Source organism: Enterobacter sp. BIDMC93 (genome assembly GCF_001037805.1).
Taxonomy (GTDB): domain Bacteria; phylum Pseudomonadota; class Gammaproteobacteria; order Enterobacterales; family Enterobacteriaceae; genus Enterobacter; species Enterobacter hormaechei_C.
The window spans coordinates 1,236,551-1,248,943 of sequence record NZ_KQ089962.1 but is presented as its reverse complement, the minus strand read 5'-3'; the positions used below and the strand labels follow the sequence as shown (position 1 = coordinate 1,248,943).

The window sequence follows — 12,393 nt, the reverse complement described above, 5'->3', positions numbered from 1 at the left end:
TTGCCCTCAGTAGCCGTTAACCTGTAAGAATGCCTGGAAGCTGGCGTCGCTCCACGGCTCGCCCTGCTGGTCGTGCATACGCACCGCGTTCAGCCCGCTTACCAGCTCCGGCAAGGTTTCAACGCCCTGCTCGAAGAGATCTTCCAGCGTCGCAATCAGCTTCACTTCCCAGCTTTCCGGCTCGCGGCTGCGGGTTTGCCAGATCAGGTTGGTGTAATCGCCTGGCTTATGAATGGCACCGTTACCGCCCTCTGCCGGTGGGGTAAACTGGCGGCTTTCCGGCAACGCCGGGTTGTAGTTCAGGGTGTCGCTCATGCCACGGTCTCCTCGACGAAGGTAATCTGGATTTGATTTTCAAAGACCCGAACCGGGTAGCGGTTGAGGTTGCGACCACCGGGGCCGTGCAGGCACTGGCCAGTTTTGACGTCGAACACCGCCTCGTGCAGCGGGCATTCCACCTTGCCGTCTTCCACGAAGCCCTGACTCAGCAGGGCATAGGCGTGCGGGCATACGTCCTCCAGCGCGTAATATTCACCGTCGATCAGGTAAACGCCGATCTCTTTACCGTCGACGTTGCCGCTAAAAGGGAAATCTTCCTGTACTTGTTCTGCGTCACATACGCCTATCCAGCTCATCACGATCCTCCAGGCTTTTGTTTCATATATGAAACTCTGTTTCTTATTTAATACGGTCAATATAAAAGCGATGAATGTTTCGTCAAGCGACAATGTGACGAATTTGTTAATCAAACAGGTATTAATTAACTAAGTGTGCAAAGGATCACGAAAAAATGCAGCGATATGAAATTTTCATTATCGCGGCGTGATAAATACGATTTATTAATGCCCTCGACATTTCAATAAAAGATATTGACTTCTTTTCTTTTTGTTCCTTAAAAATAAAGTAACGTCACATCTTCGGCGTTTCACCTGTGAAACAAAAAATTTATTTACTCTTAATAAACAATGAGTTTCACCAGTGAACCATTTTAGATCCGTGACAATCACTTTGATAAAAATATAAATAGATGAAAACGTAAGGCGGGCATGATGACGGCAAGATGGCAAGGTACAATTGCACTGTTATTACTCATTATTATTTCCTACGTCGATCGGGTAAATATCTCGGTAATGATTTTAAACCCGGAATTTGCCGAACATTTTCAGTTAAATGAAAACAGAATGTTACAGGGCCTGCTCATGACCTGCTTTCTTCTGGGTTATGGGTTTTCCGCTTTATTATTAACGCCAGTTATTGAAAGCAAACTTCATTATCGGCAGGGATTATTAAGCAGCATTGCGATTTGGGCCGCGGTCTGCGCGGCTTCACCTTTGCTCGGCTCGCTGACGGGAATGCTCATCGCCCGCGTGATTCTGGGGATCGCGGAGGGACCGCTTTTTTCACTGAAAACGCGCTTTATCAGCGATAACTTTAGCGCGCAAGAGATCGGCAAACCCAACGCCGTGACCGCGCTGGGCGTCTCGCTCGGGCTGGCCGTGGGCTTTCCGCTGGTGACCTGGCTGATGTCGCATCTGGGCTGGGCCGGGTCGTTTTACGCCCTGGCGGTGATGAATCTGGTGTTGGGCGGCGGGCTCATCTGGCGTTTTCTGCCCGCGCCACACAGCCCGGTGAAGATGAAAAAACCGGGGTTTGTTCACACCTTCACGCTGGCCTGGCAGACGCCGCTGCTGGGCTGGATCCTGCTGGTTGAAATCGCCACGCTGAGCTATCTGTGGGGCAGCAGCGCGTGGCTGCCCGCATGGCTGCGTGACGAGCACCACTTCTCGCTGCATGCCACGGGCTGGCTTGCGGCGATCCCCTTCCTGCTCAGTCTGGGGTCAAAGTTTCTGGGTGGCGTGCTGCTCGATAAAATGCGTCCGGAACAGGCACCGGTACTGTTTGTGGTGGGCGGTACGTTGACGGCACTCTCCGTGATCGCACTGATGCTCAGCCATCAGCCCGCATGGCTGGCGCTCTTTATGCTGTCTGCCAACGTGTTCTGGGGGCTTCAGGGAGCGGCTATTCCTGCGGTAATCCAGCATCACGCCGCCCGGGACGCCGTGGGCAGCGCTTACGGCATAATCAATGGGATCGGCAATATCTGCGCGGCGTTTATTCCGCTGCTGATGGGGATGGTGATGAGATCGGTGGGGTCGGTCAGTTCAGGCTTTTCGGTGCTGGTCGTCTCGCAGGTTGTCACCCTGCTTGCCGGGGGAATGTTGCTGCTGCGCATGCGGCGCGCAGCAGCAATCAGCGCGTAAGGCTTATTCGCCTTTTTTCGCCGCCTGGATGTAGAGCATTTCCAGCGCCAGGGTCGCCGCGGCCAGCGCGGTGATCTCGGACTGGTCATAGGCCGGAGCCACTTCCACCACGTCCATCCCGACGATGTTCAGATCCTTCAGGCCGCGCACCAGCTTGATGGCGCGGTCTGATGTCAGGCCGCCGATCACCGGCGTACCGGTACCCGGTGCGAATGCCGGATCCAGGCAGTCGATATCGAAGGTCAGATAGACAGGCATGTCGCCGACGATCTGCTTAACCTGAGCCAGAATATCGTCCACGCCGCGATCGTTCACCTGGCCCGCGTCGAGTACGGTGAAGCCGTTGTCTTTGTCGAACTCGGTGCGGATGCCGATCTGCACGGAGTGGTTTGGATCGATCAGGCCTTCTTTCGGCGCGGTATAGAACATGGTGCCGTGGTCGAATTCACAGCCGTTCGCGTAGGTGTCGGTGTGCGCATCGAAGTGCACCAGCGCCATTTTGCCGAAGTGCTTCGCGTGGGCGCGCAGCAGCGGCAGGGTCACGAAGTGGTCACCGCCGAAGGAGAGCATGCGTTTACCGGCCGCCAGCAGCTTCTCGGCGTGCGCCTGCAATTTTTCGCTCATCTCACGCGCGTCGCCGAAGGCGTACACCAGATCGCCGCAGTCCACCACGTTCAGGCGCTCGCGCATGTCGAAGTTCCACGGGAAGCGGTTGTGCTCCCAGGCCAGGTTGGTGGAAACCTGACGGATCGCCGCCGGGCCATGACGTCCCCCCGCGCGACCGGACGTTGCCATGTCGAACGGTACGCCGGTGATCACCCAGTCCGCATCGCTGTCGTACGGCTGGAAGTTCATCGGAAGGCGTAAAAAACCAAACGCGTTAGATACCAGAGAGTTATCGTACTGATGACCTAAAGTGCTCATGTCCTGACCTCTTATAAAGTCGATACATTAAAAACAGATGAAAAAAAATCCCCTCCGCGTCGTTAAACCCGACGAGGAAGGGATTGATTCGTAAATCGCATATTGGGGCGAATTATCGCCGTTAATTCATACGGGTTCAAGTGAGTATAGCATTCTGCCGGATGGCGGCTTCGCCTTCTCCGGACTACATTCGTAGGCCCGGTAAGCGCAGCGCCACCGGGCATCGGCGGCACAGCGGCCTGATGCCCTCACCCCGCCCCTCTCCCACAGGGAGAGGGAGGTTTTCTTACTCGTCTTCCAGATACGTATACCCGTACAGACCCGCTTCAAACTCTTCCAGGAACTGCTGCTGCAAGGCATCGTCCAGACCGGTGTTTTTCACCTGATCGCGGAACTGGGTGAGCAGTTTTTTCGGATCCAGCTGAACGTATTCGAGCATGTCCGCCACGGTGTCCCCTTCGTCGGACAGCTCAACCTCCACGCTGCCGTCAGGGAAGACAAACACGTCAACCGCTTCGGTATCACCGAACAGGTTGTGCATGTTGCCGAGGATCTCCTGATACGCACCCACCATAAAGAAGCCCAGCATTGGCGGGTTCTCCGGATCGTACTCCGGCATTGGCATAGTGGTCGCGATACCGTCGCCGTCGACGTAGTGGTCAATTGCGCCGTCGGAGTCACAGGTGATGTCCAGCAGCACGGCGCGGCGTTCCGGGGCGTGGTTCAGCCCTTCCAGCGGCAGAACCGGGAACAGCTGGTCGATACCCCAGGCATCCGGCATCGACTGGAACAGGGAGAAGTTGACGTACATTTTGTCCGCCATACGCTCCTGCAACTCGTCGATAATTGGACGGTGCGCGCGGTTGCTCGGGTCGAGCTGTTTCTGCACTTCGTGGCACATATTCAGGTAGAGCTGCTCGGCCCACGCGCGCTCTTGCAGGCTGAAGGTGCCTGACGAGTAGCCGACGTGAATATCGTGCAGGTCCATCTGGCTGTCGTGCAGCCATTCGCGCAGGGAACGACGCGTGCCCGGCTCGTGCATCTCCTGCCAGGTTTCCCACATGCTTTGCAGTGAGCGTGGAGCATCGTCTGCCGGAGGCGTGGCTTCGGTGATTTCGCTACGCTCAACGCCGATGATGTTAGAGACCAGCACCGTATGGTGCGCGGTGACCGCGCGGCCGGATTCGGTGATCACCGTCGGGTGCGGCAGGCCGTGCTCTTCGCAGGCATCGCCAATCGCCCAGATGATGTTGTTGGCATATTCGTTCAGGCCATAGTTTACCGAGCAGTCAGACTGCGAGCGGGTCCCTTCGTAGTCCACGCCCAGGCCGCCGCCCACGTCAAAGCACTGAATATTCACGCCAAGCTTATGCAGCTCAACGTAGAAACGCGCAGATTCACGCACGCCGGTGGCGATGTCGCGAATGTTGGCCATCTGCGAGCCGAGGTGGAAGTGCAGCAGCTGAATGCTGTCCAGACGACCGCGCTCGCGCAGAATTTCCACCAGCTGAAGCACCTGGTTCGCCGCGAGGCCGAACTTGGATTTTTCACCGCCGGAAGATTGCCATTTACCGGAACCCTGCGACGCCAGTCGCGCACGCACGCCAAGGCGTGGGATCACGTTCAGACGCTCGGCCTCTTCCAGCACGATCGCGATTTCGGTCATCTTCTCGATCACCAGATAGACCTTGTGGCCCATCTTCTCGCCAATCAGCGCCAGACGAATGTATTCGCGGTCTTTATAGCCGTTACAGACGATCACCGACCGGGTCATGCCCGCGTGCGCCAGAACCGCCATCAGCTCCGCTTTAGAGCCGGCTTCCAGGCCCAGCGGCTCGCCGGAGTGGATCAGGGACTCAATCACGCGACGGTGCTGGTTGACCTTGATCGGGTAAACGAGGAAATAGTCGCCGTTATAACCATACGATTCCCGCGCGCGTTTGAACGCGGCGTTAATAGAACGCAGGCGATGTTGCAGGATCTGCGGGAAGCAGAACAGTGCAGGCAAGCGCTGACCCTGCGCTTCACGGGTTTTCACCAGTTTAGCGAGATCCACGCGCGCTTCCGGGACGTCCGGATCCGGGCAGACACTGATGTGGCCCAGCTCGTTAACGTCGTAGTAGTTATTGCCCCACCAGGCAATATTGTAAGTGCGCAGCATCTTGCTGGCTTCCTGGGAGCTCATCGCAACCTCCTGCATAGAACGTAGTACACCCTGTTCGCCTGCTGACGAAGGCGAAAGCGAAGACATGTCGTCAGACATAGCGAACCTCAACTCTTTGTATTAAGTGTAAAACAGTTGACTACTATCGCAGCGTTATACGGCGATAACAACCCATTAACGGCTCCATTTCCCAGCAGAGTATGCTGAAATCCAGACCGTGCGACCGGTTTCTTATTCATATCATTGTAAAACACGTATCCGAACTCTGTATGACAAGGTTCGGCGAAACCACGAGAAAACTCCTGTATTAACAAGAGCGCCCTTGTTCAGTTTTCACAAAGCGTGACCGGCTCTGGAATCCTGAGAAGCACCGAGATGGGTATAACATCGGCAGGTGTTTAGACCAGAAGTGCGGGTGGGAATCAAATGCGCGCCAGAACGGCTGCGCTGAATGAGCGGAAAACGATGGTTCATTATCTGGTATCACCTCCACGGCCGCCTCTGCTGAAACGGACCACAAGCCAAAGCTAAAAGTTCACTGCTTAACCCGGCTGGAAGTGGCGACACGATGTGTTCATCGAGCGCTTATTTTATATGAGCCGCGCGCCGCGTTTTATACCGAGAAGGTCGCTAAAAAGCAAAACAAAAATGCGCATGTTGCCAGCGTCGTCAGGAAAAATTTCCAGCAGCGTTTTCAACACAGTGAGAGGTGAGTCAAAAAAAACTGGAAATCAGGTGAAGAAGTGACCTAAAATAGACGTCCAGATGTTAATCCATCCATACCGATTAACACTCAGACTGCCAGTGTCAAAATCCTGTAGGCCTTGGTAGAATTATCTCCTATGGCTATTCCACACAGCAGCTTGAGCTAACCAAATTCCTCTTAGGTGAAATAAAACATGGCAAAACACCTGTTTACGTCCGAGTCCGTATCAGAAGGACATCCTGATAAAATTGCTGACCAAATCTCCGATGCGGTGCTGGATGCGATCCTCGCGCAGGATCCAAAGGCGCGCGTAGCGTGTGAAACCTATGTCAAAACCGGCATGGTTCTGGTTGGCGGTGAGATCACCACCAGCGCATGGGTTGATATCGAAGAGATCACCCGTAACACGGTGCGTGAGATTGGCTATGTACATTCTGATATGGGCTTTGATGCCAACTCCTGCGCCGTACTGAGCGCGATTGGCAAACAGTCTCCGGATATCAACCAGGGCGTTGACCGTGCCGATCCGCTGGAACAGGGCGCGGGTGACCAGGGCCTGATGTTCGGCTACGCAACCAACGAAACCGACGTGCTGATGCCAGCGCCGGTAACCTACGCCCATCGTCTGGTGCAGCGTCAGGCTGAAGTGCGTAAAAACGGCACCCTGCCGTGGCTGCGTCCGGATGCGAAAAGCCAGGTGACCTTCCAGTATGACGACGGGAAAATCGTCGGTATCGATGCAGTGGTTCTTTCCACGCAGCATGCGGAAGAGATTGACCAGAAATCCCTGCAAGAAGCGGTGATGGAAGAGATCATCAAGCCGGTTCTGCCAACTGAATGGCTGAGCTCTGCGACCAAATTCTTCATCAACCCAACCGGACGCTTTGTTATCGGCGGCCCAATGGGTGACTGCGGTCTGACCGGTCGTAAAATCATCGTAGATACCTACGGCGGCATGGCACGTCACGGCGGCGGCGCATTCTCCGGTAAAGATCCGTCTAAAGTTGACCGTTCTGCGGCGTACGCTGCACGTTATGTAGCGAAAAACATCGTTGCTGCCGGTCTGGCTGACCGCTGTGAGATCCAGGTTTCCTACGCTATCGGCGTGGCTGAGCCAACCTCCATCATGGTGGAAACCTTCGGTACTGAAAAAGTGCCTTCTGAACAGCTGACCCTGCTGGTGCGTGAGTTCTTCGACCTGCGTCCATACGGTCTGATTCAGATGCTGGATCTGCTGCACCCAATCTACCAGGAAACCGCAGCGTACGGTCACTTTGGCCGCGAACATTTCCCATGGGAAAAAACCGACAAAGCCGCCCTGCTGCGTGATGCTGCCGGTCTGAAATAATCGACTGCCAGTAGCTTAAACAGGCCAGCCGTTGTGCTGGCCTTTTTTATGTCGGGTGGCGGCTATGCCTTACCCGACCTACGGGTAGTGAGTTTTTGTAGGCCGGGTAAGGCGCAGCCGCCACCCGGCAATGTTTGGAACCGTTTACACCTCACTCTCTATACCCCGCTTTCAGAATATTCTCTTTGCATGATCGCATTTCTTCTGCTGTTACATTCCCTTTCAGTTAAGTCTGAAATTTGTACAAACGCGATGCACATCAATTAATTTACCTCTATATTTTCAAAGCTTTAATTATTTTTACGGTTACAAGCTAGTGTAACCGATTACACCGTTGTGATTTGACTCACATATTTTTATGAGCCGCTCACCTACTCTTAATATCGTAAAAACTGATAACCCAACTGGAGGGCATAATGCCTGACAATAATAAACAGGGGCGTACGTCCAATAAGGCAATGACGTTCTTCGTCTGCTTCCTCGCCGCTCTGGCAGGATTACTCTTTGGCCTGGATATTGGCGTAATTGCCGGTGCATTACCTTTCATCACCGATGAGTTCCAGATTAGCGCACACACTCAGGAATGGGTGGTTAGCTCCATGATGTTCGGTGCCGCCGTCGGCGCGGTCGGCAGCGGCTGGCTCTCCTTTAAGCTCGGGCGTAAAAAGAGCCTGATGATCGGCGCGATCCTGTTCGTTGCCGGCTCACTGTTCTCTGCCGCTGCACCTAACGTTGAAGTGCTGATCATCTCCCGCGTGCTGCTCGGTCTGGCAGTGGGCGTGGCGTCTTATACTGCCCCGCTGTACCTGTCTGAAATCGCTCCGGAAAAAATCCGCGGCAGCATGATTTCCATGTATCAGCTGATGATCACCATCGGTATTCTGGGGGCTTATCTCTCGGATACCGCATTCAGCTACAGCGGCGCATGGCGCTGGATGCTGGGCGTAATCATCATTCCAGCCATCCTGCTGCTGATTGGCGTCTTCTTCCTGCCGGACAGTCCGCGCTGGTTCGCCGCCAAACGCCGCTTCCATGATGCCGAACGCGTGCTCTTACGCCTGCGTGATACCAGCGCCGAAGCCAAAAACGAGCTGGAAGAGATCCGCGAAAGCCTGAAGGTCAAACAGTCCGGCTGGGCGCTGTTCAAAGAGAACAGCAACTTCCGCCGCGCGGTGTTCCTCGGTGTGCTGTTACAGATCATGCAACAGTTCACCGGGATGAACGTCATCATGTATTACGCGCCGAAAATCTTCGAACTGGCGGGCTACACCAACACCACCGAACAGATGTGGGGCACCGTGATCGTCGGCCTGACCAACGTGCTGGCGACCTTTATCGCTATCGGTCTGGTGGACCGCTGGGGACGTAAGCCAACCCTGACGCTGGGCTTCCTGGTGATGGCCGTCGGGATGGGCGTGCTGGGTACCATGATGCACATGGGCATTCATTCCCCAACGGCACAGTACTTCGCCGTGGCGATGCTGCTGATGTTTATCATTGGGTTTGCGATGAGCGCCGGTCCGCTGATTTGGGTGCTGTGCTCTGAGATCCAGCCGCTGAAAGGGCGTGATTTTGGTATCACCTGTTCTACCGCAACCAACTGGATTGCCAACATGATCGTCGGCGCAACGTTCCTGACCATGCTCAATACCCTGGGTAACGCCAATACCTTCTGGGTCTACGCCGGTCTGAACCTGTTCTTTATCGTTCTCACTATCTGGCTGGTTCCTGAAACCAAACATGTTTCACTGGAACACATTGAACGTAACCTGATGAAAGGTCGTCCTCTGCGCGAAATCGGCGCACACGACTGATCCTCCTGCGGGAGGCGCCTCTTGCGCCTCCCCGCTTCCCGCTTTATGCTCTGCCCCTATGAAAGCTCCCCGTCTCCCCATCGCCATTCAGCAAGCCGTCATGCGCAGCCTGCGGGAAAAACTCGCCCAGGCCAACCTGAAGCTCGGCCGCAATTATCCTGAACCGAAGCTGGTCTATCAGCAGCGTGGCACCGCGGCAGGCACAGCCTGGCTGGAGTCGTATGAGATCCGCCTGAATCCGGTGCTGATGATGGAAAACCAGCAGGCGTTTATCGACGAAGTGGTGCCGCACGAGCTGGCCCACCTTCTGGTGTGGAAGCACTTTGGCCGCGTCGCACCGCACGGCAAAGAGTGGAAATGGATGATGGAGGCGGTGCTCGGGGTTCCGGCCCGCCGCACCCATCAGTTCGAGCTGGAATCGGTACGCCGCAATACCTTCCCCTACCGCTGCCAGTGTCAGCAGCACCAGCTTACCGTCCGCCGTCACAACCGTGTGGTGCGCGGCGAGGCGACCTATCGCTGCGTTAAATGCGGCGAACCGCTGGTTGCGGAATAATCACTCGAACTTTCAGGAACTTTCCTGATCTGACTGATTGCATACGGGAACAACATTCGTTACGTTGCGGGCTCGTTTTGACACGGAGTGTAAGATGTCCCGTAATGTTTCTCTCGCGGTCGCTTTTCTGGCGACAGCGCTCTCCGGCCATGCTCTGGCCGACGGTATTCACAGTTTCTCTCAGGCAAAAACCGCGGGCGTAAAGATTAACGCCGACGTACCGGGTGATTTCTACTGCGGCTGTAAAATTAACTGGCAGGGTAAGAAAGGGGTCGTGGATCTGGGATCCTGCGGCTATAAGGTGCGCAAGAACGAGAACCGCGCCAGCCGAATCGAATGGGAACACGTTGTTCCGGCCTGGCAGTTTGGCCACCAGCGCCAGTGCTGGCAGGACGGTGGACGTAAAAATTGCGCAAAAGATCCGGTCTACCGCCAGATGGAAAGCGATATGCACAACCTGCAACCCGCCGTGGGTGAGGTTAATGGCGACCGCGGAAACTTCATGTACAGCCAGTGGAACGGTGGCGAAGGCCAGTACGGTCAGTGCGCCATGAAGGTCGATTTCAAAGAGAAAGTCGCCGAACCACCTGCCCGCGCACGCGGCAGCATCGCCCGCACTTATTTCTATATGCGCGACCGCTACGATCTCAATCTTTCCCGCCAGCAGACGCAGCTCTTCAATGCCTGGGACAAGCTCTACCCGGTGACGGACTGGGAATGCCAGCGCGACGAACGTATCGCCAAAGTCCAGGGGAATCATAACCCTTACGTCCAGCGGGCTTGCCAGGCGCAAAAGAGCTAACCTACACTACGGCAATTCGCTTATATCGCATGACACATGGAATTTCTGACTATGCGCATCCCTCGCATCTATCACCCTGAACTGATTACCCCAGGCGGCGAAATCGCCCTGTCTGATGATGCCGCAAACCATGTAGGTCGCGTGCTGCGCATGGGGGCAGGCCAGGCGATTCAGCTCTTTGACGGCTCTAATCAGGTTTTCGACGCTGAAATTACGCGCGCCGATAAAAAAAGCGTGCACGTGAAGGTGCTGCGTGGCGACGTGGACGACCGGGAATCCCCGCTGCACATTCACCTGGGCCAGGTGATGTCGCGTGGGGAAAAGATGGAGTTCACCATTCAGAAATCCATTGAACTGGGTGTAAGCCTCATTACGCCACTTTTTTCTGAGCGCTGCGGCGTTAAACTGGATGCGGAACGTCTGAACAAAAAGATCCAGCAGTGGCAAAAAATTGCCATTGCGGCCTGCGAACAGAGCGGCCGCAACCGTATCCCTGAGATCCGCCCGGCGATGGATCTGGAGGACTGGTGTGCAGAAGAGGAAAGCGGGCTTAAGCTCAATCTTCATCCGCGCGCCAGCGCCAGCATCAATACGCTGCCGCTGCCCGTTGAGCGTGTACGCCTGCTGATTGGCCCGGAAGGCGGCCTGTCGGCTGACGAAATTGCCATGACGGCGCGTTACCAGTTTACTGATATTCTGTTGGGACCTCGCGTTCTGCGCACTGAGACAACGGCACTCACCGCCATTACCGCGCTACAGGTGCGATTTGGCGATCTGGGTTGAAGCAAAGCCTGACCCATAACCGGAGAAGAAGATGATTAAGCTCGGCATCGTGATGGACCCCATCGCAAACATTAACATCAAGAAAGACTCCAGCTTCGCTATGTTGCTGGAAGCGCAGCGTCGCGGCTATGAACTCCACTATATGGAGATGAACGATCTTTACCTGATCAACGGTGAAGCCCGCGCACGCACCCGCATCGTTAACGTCGAGCAGAACTACGAAAAATGGTACGAATTCGGTACCGAGCAGGATATTGCCCTGGCCGACCTTAACGTGATCCTGATGCGTAAAGATCCGCCGTTCGACACCGAATACATTTACGCCACCTATATCCTTGAGCGTGCCGAAGAGAAAGGAACGCTGATCGTCAACAAGCCGCAGAGCCTGCGCGACTGCAACGAGAAGCTCTATACCGCATGGTTCTCTGACCTGACGCCGGAAACGCTCGTCACCCGCAGCAAAACGCAGCTGAAAGAATTCTGGCAGAAGCACGGCGACATCATCATGAAGCCGCTGGACGGCATGGGTGGCGCGTCGATCTTCCGCGTGAAAGAGGGCGATCCGAACATTGGCGTGATTGCCGAAACGCTGACCGAGCTGGGAACCCGCTACTGCATGGCGCAGAACTATCTGCCAGCCATTAAAGACGGCGACAAGCGTGTGCTGGTCGTAGACGGCGAGCCGGTGCCTTACTGCCTGGCGCGTATCCCGCAGGGAGGGGAAACCCGTGGCAACCTGGCGGCTGGCGGCCGTGGCGAACCGCGTCCGTTAAGCGAAAGCGACTGGGAAATTGCCCGCCGCGTCGGCCCTACGCTGAAAGCCAAAGGCCTGATCTTCGTCGGTCTCGATATCATCGGCGATCGCCTGACCGAAGTGAACGTCACCAGCCCGACCTGCATTCGCGAAATCGAAGCGGAATTCCCGATCTCGATCACCGGAATGCTGATGGACGCTATCGAAAAACGTTTACAGAAATAACCTGTGACAGCGCCTGTGTTTATCCCCATACTGGGCGCTGTCGCTTTTTAAACCAG

The 12,393-nt window shown here is 55.5% G+C and carries 12 protein-coding genes; 7 read left to right on the top strand and 5 right to left on the bottom strand.

Annotated features, from left to right (window positions below):
• Nucleotides 1-6: 6 nt before the first annotated feature.
• Both SK58_RS05905 and SK58_RS05900 read right to left on the bottom strand, forming a co-directional pair.
• Nucleotides 7-315, bottom strand: coding sequence for a recombinase-like helix-turn-helix domain-containing protein (locus SK58_RS05905; RefSeq protein ID WP_017382919.1), 309 nt, complete (start codon nt 313-315; stop codon nt 7-9).
• Nucleotides 312-635, bottom strand: coding sequence for a Rieske (2Fe-2S) protein (locus SK58_RS05900; RefSeq protein ID WP_003860044.1), 324 nt, complete (start codon nt 633-635; stop codon nt 312-314). Before SK58_RS05900 ends, SK58_RS05905 begins: the two co-directional genes overlap by 4 nt.
• Before the next feature lie 414 nt (nt 636-1,049).
• On the opposite strand from SK58_RS05900, the gene SK58_RS05895 reads away from it, so the two are divergent.
• Nucleotides 1,050-2,261 carry an MFS transporter gene (locus SK58_RS05895; RefSeq protein ID WP_048219511.1) on the top strand — a complete coding sequence of 404 codons (1,212 nt, stop codon included), beginning with the start codon at nt 1,050-1,052 and terminating at the stop codon, nt 2,259-2,261.
• A gap of 3 nt (nt 2,262-2,264) precedes the next feature.
• On the opposite strand, the gene speB is transcribed toward SK58_RS05895, so the two are convergent.
• From speB to yqgB, 3 genes are all read right to left on the bottom strand, one after another.
• Nucleotides 2,265-3,185 (bottom strand): agmatinase, encoded by a 921-nt coding sequence (speB, locus tag SK58_RS05890; RefSeq protein WP_017382921.1) that lies wholly within the window; start codon nt 3,183-3,185, stop codon nt 2,265-2,267.
• Between the two features lie 286 nt (nt 3,186-3,471).
• Nucleotides 3,472-5,448: a biosynthetic arginine decarboxylase gene (gene speA, locus SK58_RS05885; protein WP_017382922.1), complete on the bottom strand. Its 1,977-nt coding sequence runs from the start codon at nt 5,446-5,448 to the stop codon at nt 3,472-3,474.
• Nucleotides 5,449-5,456: 8 nt separating this feature from the next.
• Nucleotides 5,457-5,588: an acid stress response protein YqgB gene (gene yqgB / locus SK58_RS22155; protein ID WP_057979949.1), complete on the bottom strand. Its 132-nt coding sequence runs from the start codon at nt 5,586-5,588 to the stop codon at nt 5,457-5,459.
• 660 nt (nt 5,589-6,248) lie between these two features.
• Here yqgB and metK point away from each other — a divergent pair.
• The 6 genes from metK to gshB all read left to right on the top strand — a co-directional run bounded on the left by metK (nt 6,249) and on the right by gshB (nt 12,337).
• On the top strand, nt 6,249-7,403 hold the full coding sequence (metK, locus tag SK58_RS05880; protein WP_003860037.1) for a methionine adenosyltransferase: 1,155 nt from the start codon (nt 6,249-6,251) through the stop codon (nt 7,401-7,403).
• 416 nt (nt 7,404-7,819) lie between these two features.
• Complete coding sequence (gene galP / locus SK58_RS05875) at nt 7,820-9,217, top strand: galactose/proton symporter (protein ID WP_015571832.1); 1,398 nt, start codon at nt 7,820-7,822, stop codon at nt 9,215-9,217.
• A 58-nt stretch (nt 9,218-9,275) separates the two neighbouring features.
• Nucleotides 9,276-9,773, top strand: a complete 498-nt coding sequence (locus SK58_RS05870; RefSeq protein ID WP_015571833.1) for a SprT family zinc-dependent metalloprotease — start codon at nt 9,276-9,278, stop codon at nt 9,771-9,773.
• 94 nt (nt 9,774-9,867) lie between these two features.
• Nucleotides 9,868-10,575: a deoxyribonuclease I gene (gene endA / locus SK58_RS05865; RefSeq protein WP_003860034.1), complete on the top strand. Its 708-nt coding sequence runs from the start codon at nt 9,868-9,870 to the stop codon at nt 10,573-10,575.
• Nucleotides 10,576-10,626: 51 nt separating this feature from the next.
• A complete protein-coding gene (gene rsmE, locus SK58_RS05860) occupies nt 10,627-11,358 on the top strand; it encodes a 16S rRNA (uracil(1498)-N(3))-methyltransferase (RefSeq protein WP_017382923.1) in 732 nt (243 codons plus the stop codon).
• A gap of 31 nt (nt 11,359-11,389) precedes the next feature.
• A complete protein-coding gene (gene gshB / locus SK58_RS05855; protein ID WP_015571835.1) occupies nt 11,390-12,337 on the top strand; it encodes a glutathione synthase in 948 nt (315 codons plus the stop codon).
• Nucleotides 12,338-12,393 lie beyond the last annotated feature (56 nt).

Bases quoted from the DNA above. Each gene is read 5' to 3' on its own strand.
- yqgB (WP_057979949.1), bottom strand. From the start codon at position 5,588: ATGAATAAGAAACCGGTCGCACGGTCTGGATTTCAGCATACTCTGCTG.
- SK58_RS05895 (WP_048219511.1), top strand. From the start codon at position 1,050: ATGACGGCAAGATGGCAAGGTACAATTGCACTGTTATTACTCATTATT.
- SK58_RS05870 (WP_015571833.1), top strand. From the start codon at position 9,276: ATGAAAGCTCCCCGTCTCCCCATCGCCATTCAGCAAGCCGTCATGCGC.
- speB (WP_017382921.1), bottom strand. From the start codon at position 3,185: ATGAGCACTTTAGGTCATCAGTACGATAACTCTCTGGTATCTAACGCG.
- metK (WP_003860037.1), top strand. From the start codon at position 6,249: ATGGCAAAACACCTGTTTACGTCCGAGTCCGTATCAGAAGGACATCCT.
- SK58_RS05905 (WP_017382919.1), bottom strand. From the start codon at position 315: ATGAGCGACACCCTGAACTACAACCCGGCGTTGCCGGAAAGCCGCCAG.
- rsmE (WP_017382923.1), top strand. From the start codon at position 10,627: ATGCGCATCCCTCGCATCTATCACCCTGAACTGATTACCCCAGGCGGC.
- gshB (WP_015571835.1), top strand. From the start codon at position 11,390: ATGATTAAGCTCGGCATCGTGATGGACCCCATCGCAAACATTAACATC.
- endA (WP_003860034.1), top strand. From the start codon at position 9,868: ATGTCCCGTAATGTTTCTCTCGCGGTCGCTTTTCTGGCGACAGCGCTC.
- SK58_RS05900 (WP_003860044.1), bottom strand. From the start codon at position 635: ATGAGCTGGATAGGCGTATGTGACGCAGAACAAGTACAGGAAGATTTC.
- galP (WP_015571832.1), top strand. From the start codon at position 7,820: ATGCCTGACAATAATAAACAGGGGCGTACGTCCAATAAGGCAATGACG.
- speA (WP_017382922.1), bottom strand. From the start codon at position 5,448: ATGTCTGACGACATGTCTTCGCTTTCGCCTTCGTCAGCAGGCGAACAG.